This is a genomic window from Corynebacterium sp. HMSC072G08, assembly GCF_001809185.1.
GTDB classification, from domain to species: domain Bacteria; phylum Actinomycetota; class Actinomycetes; order Mycobacteriales; family Mycobacteriaceae; genus Corynebacterium; species Corynebacterium phoceense.
The window spans coordinates 1-19,802 of the sequence record NZ_KV796408.1 but is presented as its reverse complement, the minus strand read 5'-3'; the positions used below and the strand labels follow the sequence as shown (position 1 = coordinate 19,802).

At 65.4% G+C, this 19,802-nt stretch carries 16 protein-coding genes; 9 read left to right on the top strand and 7 right to left on the bottom strand.

The annotated features are described in order from the left end of the window. Positions 1–5 precede the first annotated feature (5 nt). Positions 6–788 carry a respiratory nitrate reductase subunit gamma gene (gene narI, locus HMPREF2559_RS03830; RefSeq protein WP_066490788.1) on the top strand — a complete coding sequence of 261 codons (783 nt, stop codon included), beginning with the start codon at positions 6–8 and terminating at the stop codon, positions 786–788. Between the two features lie 211 nt (positions 789–999). On the opposite strand, the gene HMPREF2559_RS03825 is transcribed toward narI, so the two are convergent. The 3 genes from HMPREF2559_RS03825 to HMPREF2559_RS03815 are packed head-to-tail and all read right to left on the bottom strand — an operon-like array spanning position 1,000 to position 4,749. Next, the gene (locus HMPREF2559_RS03825) at positions 1,000–2,412 is read right to left on the bottom strand and encodes a multicopper oxidase domain-containing protein (RefSeq protein ID WP_066490787.1); all 1,413 of its coding nucleotides are present in this window, start codon (positions 2,410–2,412) and stop codon (positions 1,000–1,002) included. Then, complete coding sequence (locus HMPREF2559_RS03820) at positions 2,409–3,656, bottom strand: beta-carotene 15,15'-monooxygenase (protein ID WP_070539585.1); 1,248 nt, start codon at positions 3,654–3,656, stop codon at positions 2,409–2,411. Before HMPREF2559_RS03820 ends, HMPREF2559_RS03825 begins: the two co-directional genes overlap by 4 nt. Next, positions 3,613–4,749 carry a hypothetical protein gene (locus HMPREF2559_RS03815; RefSeq protein WP_070539632.1) on the bottom strand — a complete coding sequence of 379 codons (1,137 nt, stop codon included), beginning with the start codon at positions 4,747–4,749 and terminating at the stop codon, positions 3,613–3,615. Before HMPREF2559_RS03815 ends, HMPREF2559_RS03820 begins: the two co-directional genes overlap by 44 nt. Positions 4,750–4,813: 64 nt before the next feature. On the opposite strand from HMPREF2559_RS03815, the gene HMPREF2559_RS03810 reads away from it, so the two are divergent. From HMPREF2559_RS03810 to HMPREF2559_RS03795, 4 genes are all read left to right on the top strand, one after another. Beyond that, positions 4,814–5,074, top strand: a complete 261-nt coding sequence (locus HMPREF2559_RS03810) for a DUF2249 domain-containing protein (protein WP_070539583.1) — start codon at positions 4,814–4,816, stop codon at positions 5,072–5,074. Positions 5,075–5,208: 134 nt separating this feature from the next. After that, positions 5,209–6,039, top strand: a complete 831-nt coding sequence (modA, locus tag HMPREF2559_RS03805; protein ID WP_371325673.1) for a molybdate ABC transporter substrate-binding protein — start codon at positions 5,209–5,211, stop codon at positions 6,037–6,039. Between the two features lie 27 nt (positions 6,040–6,066). After that, positions 6,067–7,902, top strand: a complete 1,836-nt coding sequence (locus HMPREF2559_RS03800) for an ATP-binding cassette domain-containing protein (RefSeq protein ID WP_070539581.1) — start codon at positions 6,067–6,069, stop codon at positions 7,900–7,902. A 163-nt stretch (positions 7,903–8,065) separates the two neighbouring features. Further along, complete coding sequence (locus HMPREF2559_RS03795) at positions 8,066–8,815, top strand: helix-turn-helix transcriptional regulator (RefSeq protein WP_068801654.1); 750 nt, start codon at positions 8,066–8,068, stop codon at positions 8,813–8,815. 99 nt (positions 8,816–8,914) lie between these two features. Here HMPREF2559_RS03795 and thrB read toward each other — a convergent pair whose 3' ends face one another. The 4 genes from thrB to argS form a co-directional block, all read right to left on the bottom strand. Next, positions 8,915–9,844 carry a homoserine kinase gene (gene thrB, locus HMPREF2559_RS03790; protein WP_066490776.1) on the bottom strand — a complete coding sequence of 310 codons (930 nt, stop codon included), beginning with the start codon at positions 9,842–9,844 and terminating at the stop codon, positions 8,915–8,917. A gap of 24 nt (positions 9,845–9,868) precedes the next feature. Further along, positions 9,869–11,206, bottom strand: a complete 1,338-nt coding sequence (locus HMPREF2559_RS03785) for a homoserine dehydrogenase (protein WP_066490774.1) — start codon at positions 11,204–11,206, stop codon at positions 9,869–9,871. 184 nt (positions 11,207–11,390) lie between these two features. Continuing rightward, the gene (gene lysA, locus HMPREF2559_RS03780) at positions 11,391–12,734 is read right to left on the bottom strand and encodes a diaminopimelate decarboxylase (RefSeq protein WP_066490773.1); all 1,344 of its coding nucleotides are present in this window, start codon (positions 12,732–12,734) and stop codon (positions 11,391–11,393) included. Beyond that, entirely contained in the window at positions 12,735–14,387 is a 1,653-nt protein-coding gene (gene argS / locus HMPREF2559_RS03775) for an arginine--tRNA ligase (RefSeq protein WP_066490772.1), read from the bottom strand. It lies immediately after the preceding gene. A gap of 226 nt (positions 14,388–14,613) precedes the next feature. Between argS and HMPREF2559_RS03770 the strand changes: the two genes are divergently transcribed. The 4 genes from HMPREF2559_RS03770 (at position 14,614) to HMPREF2559_RS03755 (ending at position 19,639) form a co-directional block, all read left to right on the top strand. Continuing rightward, the gene (locus HMPREF2559_RS03770) at positions 14,614–16,266 is read left to right on the top strand and encodes an L-lactate permease (RefSeq protein ID WP_066490769.1); all 1,653 of its coding nucleotides are present in this window, start codon (positions 14,614–14,616) and stop codon (positions 16,264–16,266) included. 405 nt (positions 16,267–16,671) lie between these two features. Next, complete coding sequence (locus HMPREF2559_RS03765; protein WP_066490756.1) at positions 16,672–17,457, top strand: (Fe-S)-binding protein; 786 nt, start codon at positions 16,672–16,674, stop codon at positions 17,455–17,457. Next, on the top strand, positions 17,457–19,004 hold the full coding sequence (locus tag HMPREF2559_RS03760; RefSeq protein WP_066490754.1) for a LutB/LldF family L-lactate oxidation iron-sulfur protein: 1,548 nt from the start codon (positions 17,457–17,459) through the stop codon (positions 19,002–19,004). The genes HMPREF2559_RS03765 and HMPREF2559_RS03760 overlap by 1 nt, the downstream gene beginning before the upstream one ends. Further along, positions 19,004–19,639, top strand: coding sequence for a LutC/YkgG family protein (locus tag HMPREF2559_RS03755; RefSeq protein WP_066490752.1), 636 nt, complete (start codon positions 19,004–19,006; stop codon positions 19,637–19,639). Before HMPREF2559_RS03760 ends, HMPREF2559_RS03755 begins: the two co-directional genes overlap by 1 nt. The last annotated feature ends 163 nt before the right edge of the window (positions 19,640–19,802 follow it).

Sequence of the window (19,802 nt, the reverse complement as noted above, 5' to 3'; positions counted from 1 at the left end):
CCACCATGGAACATTTCAATAACTTCCTCTGGGGTGCGTTCCCGTGGCTCGCTATCGCCGCCTTCTTCGTGGGCATCTTCTGGCGCTGGCGCACCGACCAGTTCGGCTGGACCACGCACTCGTCCCAGATTTACGAATCCAAGCTGCTGCGTCTGTCCTCCCCGCTCTTCCACTGGGGCATGGTCTTCGTCGTCATCGGCCACCTCATGGGCCTGGCAATGCCCAAGTCCTGGACCCGTGCCGTCGGCATCAGCGACCACGCCTACCACCTCATCGCGACGATCCCCGGCTCCATCGCCGCCGTCGCCGTGGTCCTCGGCTTCTGTGGCCTGCTCTACCGCCGCATCGTCAACCGCTCCGTTTTCCTGTCCACCTCGAAGTCGGACAAGGTGATGTACGTCTTCCTGGGTCTGGCGCTGCTCTCGGGCACCATCGCGACGTTCTCCACCCAGGTCTTCGGCGGCCCGCAAGGCTACGACTACCGTGAGACCATCTCGCCGTGGCTGCGCGACCTCATCGTGTTCAATATCCACCCGGAGACGATGGTTGACGTCCCCTGGCAGTTCAAGCTCCACGTCCTCGCTGGCTTCACCATCATCGCCGTGTGGCCGTACACCCGCCTGGTCCACGCGTTCTCCGCACCGGTCGGCTACGTCACGCGCCCGTATGTGGTCTACCGCTCCCGCGATTCCCGCGCGACGGACATGCGCCGCCACGTCGCCTGGGAGCCGGTGCGCAACCACCACTCCCAGCTCGACAAGTCCGAGACACCTTCGCACGGCGCCTAACCGGCGCCCTGCCCCACCAACGCCCGCTCTCCTCGCACAGGAGCGCGGGCGTTTCCCGATCCCTGCCCTGTGTCTTTACGCCGTCTAAGTCCCTACATGTGCCGCTCTTGGGCACCGTCGGCGGCCACAACTTCCGCCCCGTGATAGGAAGACACAAAGACACCGCGCCTCGAACCGGGGCGCGGTGTCTCGGGTGCCAGGTGGCTGCGGTCTACTCGGTGACGATGATCTTGCCGTGCTGGCCCTTCTCGGCGTTCGTCATGATGTGGTTGACGAAGCTGTACGTGCCGGGCTCGTTGAAGGTCATCTCCACGAAGCCGCCTTGGGCAGGCAGGAGATCGAGGGCCTGCGAGCCGGTCCGCTTCTCGTCGCGGATGAGGTACGTGCCCTCCTTGTAGACGGTGTCAAACTGCTCGCCCACGACGTGGAAGCTCAGCGGCTGGTCCGGGCCGACGTTAAGGACCCACAGGCGGACGGTCTCGCCGACCTTGGCGTGCAGCGGCTCGAGGTCGTACTGGTTGGGGTAGCCGTTAAACGCCATGAGGTCGAAGTCACCGTTCGCGACGCGGTCGGGGTTGGCACCGATGGCTTGGTCGCCGAGGAAGACGTCGGAGGCCACGAACGTGTACTCGCCGTCAACGTCGCTCAGGGCGTCGTCGCCGACCGGGTCGATGATGACCGCGCCCATCATGCCGTTGGCGATGTGGAGGCTCATCGGGTCGGTCGAGCAGTGATACATCCAGATTCCCGAGCGGTTGGCGGTGAACTCGTAGGTGAGCTCCTCGCCGGGCTCGATGGTCGCCATGGTGGTGTCGGGGTTGACCTCGCCGGCGTGGAAGTCGACGGAATGGCCCATGGTGCCGTTGTTGACAAGCGTGATCTTGAACGTGTCACCCACCTTACCGTGAAGCGTCGGACCCGGGGCTTGGCCGTTAAAGAGCCACTGCACTTGTTTCACGCCCGGCGCGACCTCGCGGACTTCCTCGGTCATCTCCCACGTCTCCTCGTGGACCGTGCCCGTCGACGGTGCCAGAGCGGCGTCGCGCGCCTGGAAATCGTCGCGCTTCTTCGTGCGGTCCGCGGCAGACGGCACGGTGACAAACGGGTTGGAGGCACCGGCGACGGCATGGTTGTGCTCACCAGTTGAGGCTTCGGAGTTCGCACCCGTCGCATGCACCATGAACGTCATGCCCTGCATCTCGTGGCCAGCAATCGTGCAGATGCCCTTGATGTCCTCCGTGATGACGCCCACGTCGAGCTGCGCGGACTTGCCCGGCTCGATGCGGCCGGTCTCGTTATCGCCGATCTTCAAGTCGTGGACCTTGTCGCCGGTGTTCGTAAAGTTCACGATGAGGCGCGAGCCCGCGGGCACGTCCACGGAATTCGGCACGAAGGCCATGCCGTCCACGGTGACATCGACAACGACATCGTCTCCAGATGCCGCGACCGGAGCCGCCGGCGATGAGGCCTTGTTCGTTGCCGTCGTGTTCACCACGGCGAGCACGACCACGGCCGCGATGGCGAGGCCAATGAGCAGCCAGGCGGCCCAGCCGTTGGCGTTCGACTTCGCCGGTTGAGCCGGCTGGGACGGTTGGGAGGGTTGCGGGGACATAAGATTCGTCATGCGGACTTCCTAACTTTCAGCGACCAGCAGATAGTCGCCACGTGACCGATGAGGCCTAACCCCATCATGATAATCCCGGCCAGTGCTGGGCCGGTAAGCGTAATGAGCGCGCCAAGGTTGACCAGCACCACACGCGCGGGCGCCGCGAACGTGCCGCGTCGACGCCCTTCGTAAACGGCCTCACGCCCACCACCGCGCAGCGTGGGCAGCAGGTGCGTGAGCACGCCCGTAACGAGTTGGAGCAGCCCGCCGCCCACGAAGGCCGGCATGAGCACGAGGGTGACGGCGCGGGGAAAGGCTCCGGCCAGGACTGAGGCGGCATCGGCAGCATTGAGCGCCACCATCCAGAACACTCCGGCCAGCACGCTTGCCGATGCCGCCGTGACCTGCGGCGCCCCGCCCAGCACGCCCGACACGACCGGCGCGATTACGAGCGCACTGGCGAGCACAGTGAGCAGCTGCGCAATGCCCGCGGGCACGGGCAGGCCGAGCGCGTAGCACACGACGGCGGCCGAAAGCCCACTGCAATGCACCGTGAGCGCACGCAGGCAGCGGGCGCGGGCGGTGGGCGAAATCTTCGTGCTGGAGACGGTGGGCAGCAGCGTCACCACGGTGCCGACGATGGTGAGCAAGGCAAAGCCCCAGACCGCCGCGCGTTGGTGGGCCGCGATGAGCGAGGAATAGTTGCCCACTCCCCGCCCGGCGAGCACGGCGCAGACGACGGCGACGATCATGAAGGCGGCGGCCGCGATGTAAAAGGGCACGGTGACGGCGAAGGACCCGGCGAGCGAACCGCGCAGAGCGCGCGCGATGGCCCAGATGTGCCACGCGAGGGAGGCAATGATGAGGAGCGAGGCGGCATCGGCAAGCGGACCCCAGTCATAGCCCGCGCGGTCGATGAGCAGGAGGAGGAGTCCCACCTGGACGAGCGCCACGCGCGCGGCAACGGCGCGGTAATCCTGTGTCGCGGTGCGGGTGAGCGCCTCGGCGAAGTGCGTGGAATAGACGATGATCGCCGTGGTGAGCGCGCCGATGGTAAACGGGTGGATGAGCTCCCACCAGATGACAGGTGCGCCGAATTGGCGGGCGATGACGTAGCCCATGCCAATAAAAATCCACAGCGCGATGACCGCGAAGGCCAGCGTGTGCCAGCGGCGGCGGCCTGCGAGCGAGACGTCGCTCAACGGCGCGGCCTGCGCTTTAAGCCGTGGTTGCGGTGCGCTGGGGCCGAGTCCTATCTCCATGACGCGCCTCCTTCCAGGTAAGAATTATGCCGGTAACTAAGAACACGAGCACCGCGAGGATGGTCGCGAGCCCGCCCGATTGATAGGCCCCGGCGTACTGGCGCAGATCCGCGTAGATGCGCAGGGCCAGTCCCAGGTGCAACAGGATGAGCGGCACGTAGAGCGCCGGGTGATACGGGAGCTTGCGCCGGATGACCGAGGTCAAAATGGTCGGCGCGTGGGCGAAGATCATGGAGATGACGAAGCCCAGGAAGACCGCGTGGATGGATGCATCGTAGGCAAAGCCCGTCACGTCCGGTCCGAAGGCCAGCCAGAACACGCCGCCAAGGGCGAGCCAGCCGTAGCCGGCGAGCATCGCGATGGCCGTATAGCGCGGCAGGCCGGTGGACCGCACGAGGTTCTTCGCGACGTCGAGCTGGGCCGCGCGGGCCGCACACGCGACGAGGGTGAGCCCCATGACGCGGTAGCCAATGGCCGGGTTGGCGAGGAAGAGCACCGCCGCGGCGGCGAGTGCCAACACGAGTGCGGCGAGCGAACCTCCGGCGCGGGCGCCGGACATGGTAAGCCGCGCGAGCTCCATGCGTTCACCCAGGATGGTCGCCACGGCGTAGAGCACCGCGAGCGGCATCGCGGCGGCGAATCCGCCGGTGGTGGCCCACTGGACGGCCGCGGAGACTCCGCCGAGCACGCCGACGGCCTGCACGAGCACGGCGAGCATGGGCTGACGGTGGCGGTAAATCTCGGTGTATATCGCACCGAGGACGAGGAACGAAGCGGCAAAGGCGGCTGCGGGCACGGCACGCGGCAGGCCCGCGAGCAACGTCACGACGCCCAGGACGTGGAACGCCGGTCCCGCCCACGCCCAGGACGTGCGCACGGCGACGGCGCGCTCCAGGCCGATGGCGCCGCCCACGAAGCCAAAGACCATAAGCGGCCCATGGTCGCGCGCGATGGAGGCCGCCGCACCCGCAGGCCCCCACGTCAAGCCGAGCAACGAGGCGCCGGCGGCGAGACCGACGAGGAGCGACGCGCCCGCGACGGCAAGGAACGCCATCCGGTGCGCGACGTTCTGCGTGGCTCGATTATTTTTCACGACTTTTATCGTACTAATATTGAGCCTAAGATAAAAGCGAATATCAACCGAAAGGACCACAGCCATGCAGCTGCCCATCTCTGACGCCCACAAGGGCAACGACATCCCGACCCTCGACGCCACCACGATTCCGCACGCCGTGCGCCACGGCGCCATTCATGGTGCGCTGGGCACCCTCAACGTGGGTGAGTCCATGGTGCTCGTCGCCCCGCATGACCCAATCCCGCTGCTGCGCGAGATCGAGGCCCGCGAGGATGACTTCGAGCTCGAGTACCTCAAGAAGGAGCCGCAGGAGGTGCACATCAAGTTCACGCGCACCGCGTAAACTCCCCTGCCTTCGCACCATCGCCCCGCCCCACAGTGCGGGGCGATGGTGCGTTTTTCATCAGATATTTGTATTTGCACCCACTAAACTTGAACCCATTACTCGCCTCTGCAGAAAGTTCACTCATGCGTCTTATCCGTCCGCTTCTCGCCGTCCTTGCAGCCTCTGCCACCGCCGTCACCTTGAGCGCCTGCTCCCCGACTCAGCAGAAGGACTCGAGCACCGGCTCGGCCGACACAGCCGCGTCTGCGTCGTCCGATAATTCCGGGTCCTCTGACACCCCGGCTTCCGATGCCGCCGAATCCGTGCAGCTGGCTCTCTTCGCCGCGTCCTCGACGCGCGTCCTCAACGAGGCCATGGAGAAGGCCGCGGCAGACATCCCGGCCACGCTCACCTTCAACAACGGTGGTTCGGCTGCGCTCGTCCAGCAGATCAAGGAGGGCGCTCCGGCGGACCTGTTGCTCACTGCATCGAAGAAGACGATGGACCAAGCCGTCGCGGACGGCACCGTAGACGAGCCGCAGACGCTAGCCGAAAACGTCATGGTCATGGTCGTGCCCAAGGGCAACCCGGCGGGAATCACGTCCCTTGATGACGTGAACGAGGACACGACCTTCGTGCTCTGCGACCCCACCGTGCCGTGCGGCGACGTCTCGACGAAGATCATGGACGACAAGGACCTCGACCTCAAGGCAGACTCGCTCGAGAGCCAGGTCGCGGACGTGCTGGGCAAGGTCACCTCCGGCGAGGCCGACGCAGGCTGGGTCTACTCCACGGACGCCGCAGCCGCCGGTGATGCCGTCGAGGTCATCGATATTCCGGGAGCCGAGAAGTTCACCAACTCCATCCTGGGCGCCACCGTCAAGGATTCCGAGCACAAGGACGCGGCGACTAAGCTGTTGAATACGCTCGCCGATGACTTCGATTCCACGTGGACGGAGTTCGGTTTCACCCCGGCTGATTAGTTCCCGGATACCCCACCTGCTGTTTACATGAACGCCACTGACCTCGAATCCCCGCTTCGCCTGCGCCGCGCTCCAGTAGCGACACCGGTCGTCTTCACCGTGCTGGGTATCGCGGCAGTGGCGTATATCGTAGGGCCCATCATCGCCTTGGGCCTGCGCGTGCCGTGGGGACGCTTCGTCGAGATTGCCGCGCGTGCCGAGACCCGCGAGATGCTCATCATCACGCTCGCGGCAGCCGCACAAGCAACAGTCATCGCGGTAGCACTCGGTGTGGGGCTGGCCGTATGGCTGCACAACCTACGCCGCGGCGCATCCATCGTGCGCTTGCTTGTCTACGTGCCACTGGCCATGCCTCCGGTCGTCGCAGGCCTCGCGTTGACCGCAGCTTTCGGGCGCCGCGGACTGCTCGCCCCGATACTCGACGCCCTCGGCATCCAATTCGCCTTCGACTTCTCCGGCGTCGTGTTGGCGCATATCTTTGTCGCGCTGCCTTTCGTTGTGGTCGCCGTCGACACGGCACTGCGCCAAATCGACGGGGAGATCCTCGCCTCGGCGCGCGGCATTGGGCTCACGCAGTGGCAGATTCTGGGCAAAATCACCGCACCCATGACGGCCCCAGCCATCCTCACGGGCGCCGCGCTCGCCTTCGCACGGTCCCTGGGTGAGTTCGGTACGACCATCACCTTCGCCGGTTCCATGCCTGGAATTACGCGCACGATGCCGCTGGGCATCTACCTCGAGCGCGAAGTAAGCACCGAAAACGCCTACGTGCTCTCAGCCATCCTCATCGCGCTCGCCATCGTCTCGCTCGCGGTGGCTGGCCTGCCGACGCTGGTCCGCAAGACTCCGCGCCAGCGCGCCCGCGAGCTGGGGTGTCTCGATTCCGCGCGCCTGCGCGAGCTCACCGCACCGGACTCAGCGTCCGCGGTCACGGTGTCCCACGGCGACCACACGACGGTCTTCCCGGCCGGCGCGATCTCCGCCATCATCGGCGAAAACGGCGCCGGTAAGACGACGCTCATGAATATCATCGCCGGCCGCGTGCGCGCGGACGTCACAGTGGACGCTGGCGGCGGACGCGTGGTCATGCTCACGCAGCGGCCGGGCCTGCCGCCCACGACGACGGCGTTGGGAGCCGTCGCTATGGTCGTCGGCCGCGAGAAGGCAGCACAGATGCTCGATGCCGCCGGACTCGCCGATGTCGCCGACGCCCGCGTGCCCACGCTCTCCGGCGGCCAGGCCGCGCAGGTCGCCCTGGTCCGCGCGCTCGCTGCGCGTCCGGCGGTGCTCATCCTTGACGAGCCACTCGCCGCCGTGGACGTCGCCTCAGCCGCGCGGTGGCGCCGCTTTCTCCATGCCACCGCGCACGACCGTACGACACTCATGGTCACTCACAACGCGCTCGACGTCGCGGGACTCTCCTCCTTCGCGGCCGTACTCGAGGGCGGCCAGGTTGTCACCGCGGGCCCCACGGACACGCTGCTGCGCACGCCGCCCACGCCGTTCGTCGCGGGACTGGCGGGGCTCGGGATGCTCCATGTGACGGTCACCAGCACCGACGAGGTCGTGTGCGCTGGCACGCGACTGCGCGTCGACACCGATGGCCTGCCGGAAGGCGCCGCCGCGTTGGCCACGTTCCGACCGACGGCGGCCAACATCGTGGACTCAGACGACGGCCTGGCGGGCAAGGTCATCGCGGTCACGGCGACGACACTGGCGGATGCGACGGCGAGCGTCGACCTCGGCGCGGGCGTCGTGGACGTGCCCATCGATGCTGCCACCGCGGATGCCCTCACTCCGGGCATGAGCGTGCGCTGCCATATTCCAGCCTCAGAGCTCAAGGTCTACGCTGCAGCGTCGTAGCCTTACTTTCGGGGTGGTGTAATATTTACGGGGTTCGTGATGTTTATTACAACATCGCAGAAGAATGGGTACGCCGCTCTACGCGGAGTAATCTCAAAGCTGTTATCTCTTCGAGTGAACGTTTTCGCGCTCTGTTCAAGCGCTTGTCATCAAGGATGTGAGTATGCCTTCTACGCCGCGCTCATCCACTGAGCTCTTTCCCGAGGCCCTGCGCCTGTCTCCTAAGCAGCGCGAAGTTCTCACCACGCTGCAAGATTTCCCGCAAGGCGCACGCGCCGCGGAGATCGCAGACGAGCTCGACATGCATGTCAACACCGCCCGCGGCCACCTCGACGAACTCGTCGCCGCTGGTGCCGTGCGTGTGATTACCGCGCCCGCCAAAGGCCGCGGACGACCGTCGCTCATCTTCCAGGTGCGCATTCCGGACAACCGCTCCATCGCCGAGGAATACGTCGCGCTCATCAGCCTCATGGCGGAGATGCTCGCGGACAAAGACAGCCTTGACGATTTCCAGTCCGAGCAGGCCCGCGAGATTGGCCGCCGGTGGGCACAGACCATGACAGACTGCGGGCGCGACGGTGACGATCCGCTCTCCCCGCTCTACCGCAAGATGCGCGACATGGGCTTCGATCCCACCATCGACGCCCAGGAACTTAATTCCACCGGCGTCTCCGCGATGGAGCTGCATGCCTGCCCGTTCGTCGCGGCAGGCGTCCAGCCCTCCCCCTTCGTGTGTGCAGTCCACGACGGCTACCTCGACGAGCTCTCGCGCCGCGACCTCAAGGGACGCCTGCACCTCAAGCTCATTCCGAAGTCCGGAAACCGCATCTGCCAGGTTCACATCGAGCGCGTTGAGGCGGCTGAGCCCGCCGCTGCTGAGCCTGCGATGACGACTGCAGGCAGCGCAGCGTAAGACTAAAGCCCGAGCGGCGTGCTGCGGCTCGCGCCCCACGACGACAGCTCCCCTTGCCGTTGGCAAGGGGAGCTTTTGTCGTGCGTCTCTGTCCGGTGTCTAGGCCCGGGAGACGGTGACCTCGACGGGGCCTGCGACCTCGAGCTCGAGGACGCGCAGGCCAGCGGCGCGGGCGTCGTCGAGAATGGCGGCATCGATAGGCTCAGTGTGCAGGACCGCACAGGTCGGGCCCGCGCCGGAGAGGTACGCGGCGTAACCGCGGTTGCGCAGGCGGTTGACCCACTCTGCGGTCACCGGCAGGACGTCCGAACGGTACGGCTGGTGCAGGCGGTCGCGCGTGCCTTCCCAGAGCAGCTCCGGGTAGTGCTGAAGCGCTGCGACCTGGACGGCGGTACGCGACACGTTGAACGCGGCATCGGAATGCGTGACGTGCGACGGCAGCACGCGGCGCACAGCCTGCGTCGACGCGTGGAAGTCCGGGATGAGCGCAGTGACCTTGATGTCCGGGTGAACGTCAAGGGTTGCGGCCTTGTACTCCGGCGCGGTGCGGCCGTCGACGGGGACGGTGGTCCACGAGACGACGGCCTGGCCAAGGACAGACGCAGACGAGTTATCCGGATGACCCTCGAAAGCCGCAGAAAGCTGCACCAGCTGCTCATTGGTGAGCGGTGAGCCCGCCAGGCCGTTGCCAGCGGCGACGCCCGCGACGGCGGCGGAAGCCGAGGAGCCAAGCCCCCGCGACTGCGGGATGGTGTTATGGCAGACCACGCGCAGGCCCGGGGCGTGCGCGTCCGCGGCGGTGAGCGCCGCACGGATGGCCTTGACCACCAGGTGGGAGCCATCGTGCGGGAGCTCGTCCGCGCCCTCGCCGAAGATCTCCACCTCGAGGCCGGAGGCGGTGACCTCGACCTCAACGGTGTCGTAGAGGCTCAGCGCAATGCCGAGTGTGTCGTAACCGGGGCCCAGGTTCGCCGAGGAGGCCGGAACCTTCACCGTGGCGGTCGTGCCGACTTCAATGTCAATGCTCATGAAGAATTACCTTAGTCGAGCGGACTAGTTGTCGAGGCGGATCACGGAGTTGACCGCGTGGACGTCGTCAAGGCCAGAGAGGTGCTCGACAATGTCCGCGAGGACAGATTCGCGCGCAGCATGCGTGACGACGATGAGGCGGGCGGTCTCGCCGCGGTCCTCCTGGCGCACGGTACGCAGCGAGACGCCGAACTCGGCGAAGACGTTGGAGATAGCTGCGAGCACGCCGGTGCGGTCCGCGACCTCCATGTCGATGTGGTAGCGAGTCTCAACCTCGCCAAAGCTGGCGATGGGCAGGTGCGCGTAGGTGTTGTCCTCCGGAGCGCGGCCGCCGTGGACCTTGTTACGCGAGGCACCGACGAGGTCACCGAGGACGGCCGAGGCGGTCGGGTTACCGCCCGCACCGTTGCCGTAGAACATGAGGGAGCCTGCGGCCTCGGCCTCGACGAAGATCGCGTTGTAGGACTTGTTGACCGACGCCAGCGGGTGGTCCTTCGGCACGAGGGTCGGGTGGACGCGGGCGTTGACGGACTCGGTGCCGTCCGCAGCGGTGAGACGCTCGCAGATAGCGAGGAGCTTGATGGAGTAGCCAGCCCGGTCGGCGGCTTCGATGTCCTCGGCGGTGATCTTGGAGATGCCCTCGCAGTGGACGTCGTCGAATGTCACGCGCGTGTAGAAGCCGAGGGAGGCGAGGATGGCTGCCTTGGAGGCGGCGTCATGCCCCTCGACGTCGGCGGTGGGGTCTGCCTCAGCGTAGCCCAGCCGGGTGGCTTCGGCGAGCGCGTCCTCGTAGGAGGCGCCGGTGGTCTCCATCGCGTCGAGGATGAAGTTCGTGGTGCCGTTGACGATGCCGGAGATGCGCTGGATCTTGTCGCCCGCCAGCGAGCGGCGCAGCATGCCCACGACCGGGATGGCGGCGGCGACGGCGGCCTCGAAGAAGAGGTCGACGCCTGCGGCGTTAGCGGCGGCGGCGAGCTCATCCGCGTGCGCGGCTACGAGCGCCTTGTTGGCGGTCACGACAGACTTGCCGGCCCTGAGCGCAGCGAGGACGAGCTCGCGCGGGTAGTCGATGCCACCGATGACCTCGACGACGACGTCGACGTCGTCGCGGTTGATGAGCGCATGGGCATCCGTGGTGAGCAGCTCCGCAGGAACGCCCGGGCGCTCCTTGGAGGTGTCCGAGACAGCGATGCCGCGAACGGCGACGGGGCCGCCGATGCGCTGCTCAAAGTCGTTGGCATTTTCGTTGATGAGTCGGAACACCTCGGCACCAACGGTACCCATACCCAACAGCGCGATGCCGACGGTCGCGCCGATACCCTTGCCGTGGCCATAGGTGGTTGCTGCCTGGTTATTCGCCATGAGGTGTCCCCTTGAAAATAGTGGGTGTAATAATTACTTCCGCTCATAATACAGACCCCTCGGTCTACTCGCGCACTAGTCCCCCGCCGATGGGCGGCACATCAGTAGGAGAAAACGTCCGACACCCCGCTGAACTGGGAATTCCAGGCTGCGGGGCGTGAATAAATATTGCGTGCGGTGGGCTTTAGTCAGCCTCGAGAGCGAGCAGATCCGCGACGGTTTCGCGGCGCAGCATGAGGCTGGCATCGCCATTGCGCACGGACACGATGGCTGGACGCAGCGCACCGTTGTAACGCGAGGACATCATGTACTGGTACGCGCCCGTCGTAGCAAAAGCGACGAGGTCGCCCGTCGTGATGTCGCCGGGGAGCGTGCGCTCGTCGATGAGAATATCGCCGGACTCGCAGTGGAAGCCCACGACGCGGGAGTCGACGGACGTGGCCTCGGTCTCGCGGCCGACGAGACGTACGTCGTACTCGGAGCCGTAGAGAGCCGGACGGATATTGTCCGACATGCCGCCGTCAACGGACAGATAGCGGCGGATGGGCAGCTCGGCCTTGCCGGTTTCCACGTCCTTGACGGTACCGATGCGGTAGAGCGTGACCGCAGACGCGCCCACGAGGGAGCGTCCGGGCTCGACGAGGACGAAGGGTGCGGCGATGCCGAGCTCCTGGGCCGTGCGGTCTACGGCGGCCAGCAGATCCGCGGCGAGCGACGCGACATCGAGGGCTTGCTCGTATTCCATGTAGGGAATGCCAAAGCCGCCGCCGAGATCGAGCTCGGGCAAGGCGACGCCGAGCTCGGTGTGGATACGCTTGTAGAGCGCGAGCACGCGCTCGGCGGCAAGCTTGAAGCCCTCCGCGTTGAAGACGGACGAGCCGACATGGCAGTGCAAGCCCACGAGGTTGAGGTTGGAGGCCTCGAGGCACGCGCGGGCTGCGTCGAAGGCGGCGCCGGTAGCGAGCGAGATTCCGAACTTCTGGTCCTCGTGCGAGGTGGCGATGAACTCGTGCGTGTGGGCGTCGACACCGGGCTTCACGCGGATCATGACGTTCTGGACGCGACCCGCCGCGGCGGCAATCTCGTTGAGCTGCGCCAGCTCGCCCTCGTTGTCCAGCACGACGTGAGCCACGCCGTTGTCGACGCAGAGCTCGAGGTACTCCTTTTCCTTGTTATTGCCGTGCGCGGTCATGCGCGACGGCGGGAAGTTCGCGGCGAGCGCGATCTTGCACTCGTTGAGCGAAGCGACGTCAAGGCACAGGCCTTCCTCGTTGACCCAATTGACCACGCGCTTGGTGATAAACGCCTTGGACGCGTAGTGGATGTGGTCCGGGCCTCCGAAGGCGTCCGCCATCTCTCGGCAGCGCGCACGGAAGTCGTCTTCGTCGAAGACGTAGAGCGGCGTGCCGAACTGCTCGGCGAGCTCCGGCAGCGGGACGCCGGCAATGGTGACGACGCCGTCCTCCTCGCGGCGGGCGTTGCGCGGCCACACGTGCGCCGGCAGCGTGTTGAAGTCCGTCGTGCTCACTTACATCTTCTCCGGCGTGGACACGCCCACCATGGTAAGGGCGTTGGCGAGGACCTGACGGGCGGCATCGGCCAGCGCGAGGCGCGCGGAGTGGATCGGCTCGGCTTCCTCGCCAGCCTTGGGCAGGACCTGGCACTGGTCGTAGAAACGGTGGAAGACGCTGGCCAGCTCCTCAGCGTAACGCGCGATGCGGTGCGGCTCGCGGAAGTTCGCGGCGGCCTTAACGACCTCCGGGAACTCGCCGAGGGTACGGATGAGGTCACCCTCCTTGTCGTGCGTGAGCAGCGCGAGGTCCGCGCCCTCTGCGGACACGCCGATCTCAGACGCCTTGCGCAGGATGGAGCAGATACGAGCGTGGCCATACTGCACGTAGTAGACCGGGTTGTCCGAGGACTGCGAGGTCCACAGCCCCAGGTCGATATCGAGCGAAGAGTCGACGGAGGAACGCACCAGCGAGTAGCGAGCGCCGTCGACGCCGATGGCCTCGACCAAGTCATCGAGGGTAATGACGGTGCCGGCGCGCTTGGACATCTTCACGGCGACACCATCGCGCAGCAGGTTGACCATCTGGCCAATGAGGACCTCGACCTGGTTCGGGTCGTAGCCCATGGCTGCGGCGGCCGCGCGCAGGCGCGCGATGTAGCCGTGGTGGTCCGCGCCGAGCATGTAGATGGCGAGGTCGTGGCCGCGGTCAAACTTATCCGCGACGTAGGCGATATCGCCCGCGATGTAGGCGGCGTCGCCGTCGGATTTGATAACCACGCGGTCCTTGTCGTCGCCGTAGTCGGTGGATTTCAGCCACCAGGCGCCGTCCTCGAAGTAGAGCTTGCCATTGTCCTTCAAGTGAGCGACGGCCTTCTCCACCGCGCCAGACTCGAAGAGGGAGTTCTCATGGAAGTAGACGTCAAAGTCGACGCCGAACTCGTGGAGGGAGTCCTTGATGTGCGCGAACATCATCTCCACGCCCGAGGCGCGGAACTTCTCGCGGATCTCGTCCTCGGTGCCCTCCAGGGCGTCCGGAACCTGCTCCATGACCTTGGCCGCGATCTCCTGGATATAGTCTCCGCCGTAGCCATCCTCCGGGGTCGGCTCACCCTTTGCGGCGGCAACGAGGGAGTTAGAGAAGCGGTCGATCTGGCGGCCGTGATCGTTGAAGTAGTACTCGCGGGTCACGGCGGCGCCGGAGGCCTCGAGCACGCGGCCGAGGGAGTCGCCCACGGCGGCCCAGCGGGTGCCGCCCAGGTGGATGGGGCCGGTAGGGTTCGCGGAGACGAACTCGAGGTTTATCTTCTTGCCCGCGTATTCCTCGTTGGAGCCGAACGCAGCGCCAGCCTCGCGGACTTGAGCAACGATGGCGCCCTGCGCGGCGGCGGCCAAGCGGATATTAAGGAAGCCGGGACCGGCGACCTCGGCGGAGTCGATGGCGGCGTCGGCCGAGAGGGCATCGGCAAGCCAGGTAGCAAGCTCGCGCGGGTTGGCGCCGGCCTTCTTAGCGACCTGAAGGGCGAGGTTGGTGGCGTAGTCGCCGTGTTCCGGGTTGCGGGGGCGCTCGACGGTCACGGACTCGGGCAGGACGGAGGCGTCCAGATCGTGCGCGGCCATGACAGTCGCGGCGGTGTCGCGAATGAGCACGGAAAGATCTGCAGGATTCATAGGGACAAATTCTATAGGTCATGCACGGCCGGGGCACCATTAGTCCCTGCTGGACCGCGGCAGGTTGCACGCAGCTGCCCCCGTCTGGCGTGAGGTAGATGTCATAGAACCGACAAATGTGGAATAAATCGCTAACCCCGGTTTAGTCTAAGAAAGACCAACCCATCCTCTTTATCGATCGAGCAGGGCCACCGTGTCCTGTTCTGCCTAGGGAAAGCGAGTTCGTATGAACACCTTTCAGATCACGACAGATGCCATAGCTGGCTCGCCGGCGCTCACCGCGCTGGTGTCCATCTTGCCGCTCGTCGCCTTCTTCATCATGCTGCTGGGCATTAAGGCCCGCGCGCACACCTCAGGCGCCGTCGCGTTGCTCGTGGCGCTTCTCATCGCCATCTTCGGCTTCGACATGTCCTTCGGCATGGCCGTCTCTTCCGCCGTGCGCGGCGGGCTCTTTGGCTTACTGCCCATCGTCTGGGTCATCGTCACCGCTATCTGGTTCTACGAGATCACCGTCGCCTCGGGACGCTTTGAGGATCTGCGCAAGACCTTCGACCTTCTCGGCGACGGCGATATCCGCATCCAAGCCATCCTCATCGCCTTCTGCTTTGGCGGACTGCTCGAGGCCCTCGCCGGCTTCGGCGCTCCGGTCGCTATTACCGCGACGATGATTCTGGCGCTCGGTGTCAAGCCGCTCAAGGCCGCCACCGTCGTGCTCATCGCAAACACCGCTCCGGTGGCCTTCGGCGCCGTGGGCATTCCCGTCACCACCGCCGGTGAGGTGGGCGGCCGCACCGTCGAACAGACCGCGGACATCGCAGGCCTCATCTCCTCCATCGTCTTCCTCATCGCAGCCGCCGTGCCGTTCTTCATTCTCTTCATCCTTGATGGCTGGCGCGGCGTGAAGGAAGCTGCTCCGGCCGCCGGCGTCGTGGGCATCTCCTTCGCCATCGCGCAGTGGCTCGCGGCGAATTTCTTTGCCTACCAGCTCACCAACGTCATCGCCTGCATCGTCTCGCTCGGCTGTGCGTTTGCATTCCTGCGCGTGTGGAAGCCCAAGAACGTCGACGCCCTGCGTGAGCGCATGGGTCTGCCGGCGCAGGAGACCTCCACGGACCTCACCGGCTCCCGCATCTGGATGGCCTTGCTTCCCTATGCCGTCGTCACCGCCGTCTTCGGCCTGGCCACCGCCGTACCGGCTCTCTTCGGCTTCCTCAAGGTGAAGTTCGCCTGGCCGCTGCTCGATGGCACCGTGCTCGCCACGGACGGCAAGCCCATGGACACCGCGTTTAGCTTCAACGTCTTTGGCAACCCGGGCTCGCTGCTACTTATTGCTGGCATCATCGTGGCGGTCATTTACATGTTCTTCAACGAAAACGGCCGCTACACGCTCAAGGCTTCGGACCCCGTCACGAAGTTTGGCGACGTGGCCAACCGCATGAAATGGTCGGCCCTCACCATCATCCTGGTCCTAGCGCTCGCCTACACCATGAACTACTCGGGCCAGACCATCGCGATTGGCGAGTTCGTGGCCTCGGCCGGCGGCATCTTCGCCCTCTTCTCCCCTGTCCTCGGTTGGATCGGTACCGCCGTGACTGGCTCGGATACCTCCGCCAACGCCCTCTTCGCCAACCTCCAGGTCACCGCCGCCAACAATATTGGCGTGAACCCGGACCTCATGCTCGCCTCGAATACCGCCGGCGGCGTCGTGGGCAAGATGATCTCCCCGCAGTCGCTCGCCATTGCCGCGACCGCCGTCCAAATGGAAGGCCAGGAGTCCAAGATCCTCAAGGCCGTCGTGGGCTACTCCGCACTCTTCCTCGTGGTGGTCTGCGTTATTGTCTTCCTCATGACGAACGCGCTCGGCTTCCTGGTTCCCTAAAAGCACTTTCCGCACGCCCCGCCCACGCTGGCTTTCCTTCAGCCAGCGCGGGCGGGCTTTGTGCGTTCTTGGCGGTTCCAAGACGACCATACTATGGATTGCCCTCCCGAATTACCCCCGTTTTCTTGTGATGAAATCCTCACGCCCGTTCGGAAATCCGGCTTCCCGGCCCGTCTTTTAATAGCGGGCGCGCAGGTAGCGAATTCCGCAACACTAATGTTGCGGAATAAGCGCAGCTAGAAGCCTATTTTTGCGTCGAATTTACACACCATGCGCGGTACTATTTCATACATAACCCCATAACACGTACAACCCAGCGGTCAGTGTCCGTTTCCGTGGAAAATGCTGGCTTCAGCCCTCATCGAGACAACAGGCAGTACTGCTGGAACCCAAAGGAGCGCATACATGCGTATTGCACTGTTTTCCACGTGCATCGGCGACGCCCTGTTCCCAGATGCTCACAAGGCCACGGCCCTCATCCTCTCGCGCCTCGGCCACGAGGTTGTCTTCCCGGAGGAACAGACCTGCTGCGGCCAGATGCACTTCAACACCGGTTACCAGAAGGAGTCGCTGGGCATGATCCGCTCTTACGCGGATGCCTTCGCAGACCCGTCCATCGACTACGTCGTCGCCGCCTCCGGCTCCTGCGTGGGCGCCGTACGTGAGAAGCACGTGCAGCTCGCAGACCGCCACGGCACCGCCGCGGACGTGGACGGCGCGAAGAAGGCCGCGGGCAAGACGTATGACCTCCCGGAGTTCCTCGTGGACATCGCAGGTGTCACCAACGTCGGTGCCTTCTTCCCGCACCGCGTGACGTACCACTCCTCCTGCCACGGCCTACGCTTCCTCAAACTGGGCGACCGCCCGTACCAGCTGCTCGAGCAGGTCGAAGGCATCGACCTCGTCCCGCTGCAGAACGCGGAAGAGTGCTGTGGCTTCGGCGGTACCTTCTCGCTGAAGAACCCCGAGGTCTCCCAGTCCATGTCCTTCGACAAGGCTCGCCACATCAAGGAGACGGAGGCTGAATACGTCACCGGCGGCGACTCTTCCTGCCTCATGAACATCGCCGGTACCCTGTCCCGTCAGCGCTCCGGCATCCGCGCCGTCCACATGGCGGAAATTCTGGCGTCCACCAAGGAGCACCCGTGGACCCCGAAGTCGGCCGCCTACTCCAAGGAGAAGATGCTCTAATGACCACGTTCCTCGACACCACTCCGCCGCGCTCCCCTGAGGGCGTGGGCAACCTCCGCGGTGACCGCGGCTTCGTCCCTGCCGCGCACGATGGCCTCAACAACGCCACGCAGCGCCGCAACCTCCAGCACGCCACCACCACCATTCGTAACAAGCGCCAGCACGCGGTCGATGAGACCCCGGACTGGCAGCAGCTGCGCGACGCTGGCTCCGCCCTCAAGGAAGACGTCGCAGCTCGCATGCCGGAACTCCTCCTCCAGTTTGAGGAGCAGGTCACCAAGCGCGGTGGCCACGTCCACTGGGCACGCGATAACAAGGAAGCCAATGAGATCATCACCTCCCTCATCCGCGCCGAGGACGTCCAGGATGTCGTGAAGATCAAGTCCATGGCGACCCAGGAAATCGGTCTAAACGAGCACCTCGAAGCCGAGGGCATCCACGCCCAGGAGACCGACCTCGCCGAGCTCATCGTCCAGCTGGGTGACGACAAGCCGTCGCACATTCTGGTTCCGGCCATCCACCGCAACCGCGCCGAGATTCGCGATATCTTCGTCAACAAGATGCCGAACACCACGGACGAACTCAAGGCCGAGCCGTCCGAGCTGGCCGAGGCCTCCCGTCTCTTCCTGCGCGAGCAGTTCATGAAGGCGAAGGTCGCCATCTCCGGCGCTAACTTCGGTGTGGCGGAGACCGGCACCATCAACATCGTGGAGTCCGAGGGCAACGGCCGCATGTGCCTCACCCTTCCGGAGACCCTCATCACCGTCATGGGTATTGAGAAGCTCGTGCCGAAGTTCCAGGATCTCGAGGTCTTCCTCCAGCTGCTGCCGCGTTCGTCTACGGCAGAGCGCATGAACCCCTACACCTCCATGTGGGCGGGTGTGACGGAAGGCGACGGCCCGAAAAACTTCCACATCGTGCTCCTCGACAACGGCCGTACCGCCGCCCTGTCGAGCCCCATCGGCCACCAGGCCCTCAAGTGCATCCGCTGCTCCGCGTGCCTCAACGTCTGCCCGGTCTACGAGCGCGCCGGCGGCCACGCCTACGGCTCCGTCTACCCGGGCCCCATCGGCATCTCGCTTACCCCGCAGCTCACCGGCATCAAGGACCACCACGATCCGTCGGCCTCCCTGCCGTACGCTTGCTCGCTGTGTGGCCGTTGTGACGAAGTCTGTCCGGTGAAGATTCCGCTCACCGAGGTCATCCTCGAAAACCGCCACCAGAAGGTTGAGCACGCCGCCCCGCCCATCGAGCCCAAGCTCTTCGGCGCCGTGGGCCTGCTCTGGAACCACCCGCAGCTGTGGGACAAAGTTACCCGCGTCGTCGCTCTGGGCCGCGTGCTCGGCGGCTTCAACGGCGTCATGGAATCCCTGCCGCTGTTCCTATCCGGCTGGTCCGCAGGCCGCGACACCGCGGTGCCGCCAAAGAAGTCCTTCCGTCAATGGTTTGAAACCGAGGACGCCAAGGACCTGCTCGCCCAGGCGCGTGCCGAGGGCCTGCCCACCAATGCCCTCTCGAACGCTCCCCAGAAAGGCGAAGACAAGTAATGGACGCCAAGACTGAGATCCTGCAGCGCATCCGCACCGCCCAGAAGCAGGCAGGTCTCCCCGACCACGTAGAGATCCCCCGCGAGTACCAGACCAAGGGCACGCTCAACGCGCAGGAGCTGCATGAGATGCTCATCGACCGCCTCGTAGACTACAAGGCGGACGTGCACGAGGCCGCCGAGTCTGAGCTGCCGCAGAAGATCGCAGAGATCCTCCAGCAGCGCGGCTGCTCCGACGTGCGCTACGCCGAGGGCATGGACGCTTCCCTGCTCGAGGCCTTCAATGCCGCGGGCGGCCACGCTACTCCGGACTCCCGCGAATCCGACCCGCGTGAGCTCAACGACGTCGATGCCGTCGTCACCGAGTCCCACGTCTCTTCCGCGCAGACCGGCACCATCGTGCTCGAGGCAGGCCCGCTCTGCGGCCGCCGTGCTCTCTCGCTCGTGCCGGACCGCCACCTCGTCATCGTGCGCCCGGACCAGGTTGTCTACGGCGTGCCGGAGATGGTCTCCCGTATCAACCCGGATTACCCAGCCACGTGGATTTCCGGCCCGTCGGCCACCTCGGACATCGAGCTCTCCCGCGTGGAGGGCGTCCACGGCCCGCGTGACCTCATCGTGCTGCTCGTGAAGTAAAACGCCTCCGCGACCTGCCACGGGTCACCACGCCCCGCTCGCGCATCTTTCCGATGCCGCCGGCGGGGCGTTGTGCTGTCGCGCGGCGCCCCGCACGGCACGGGTCAGCCGCGCCATGTAGCCAGCTTTGTGGGCTAAGTAGCAGAAAGCGTGTCTGATTCTC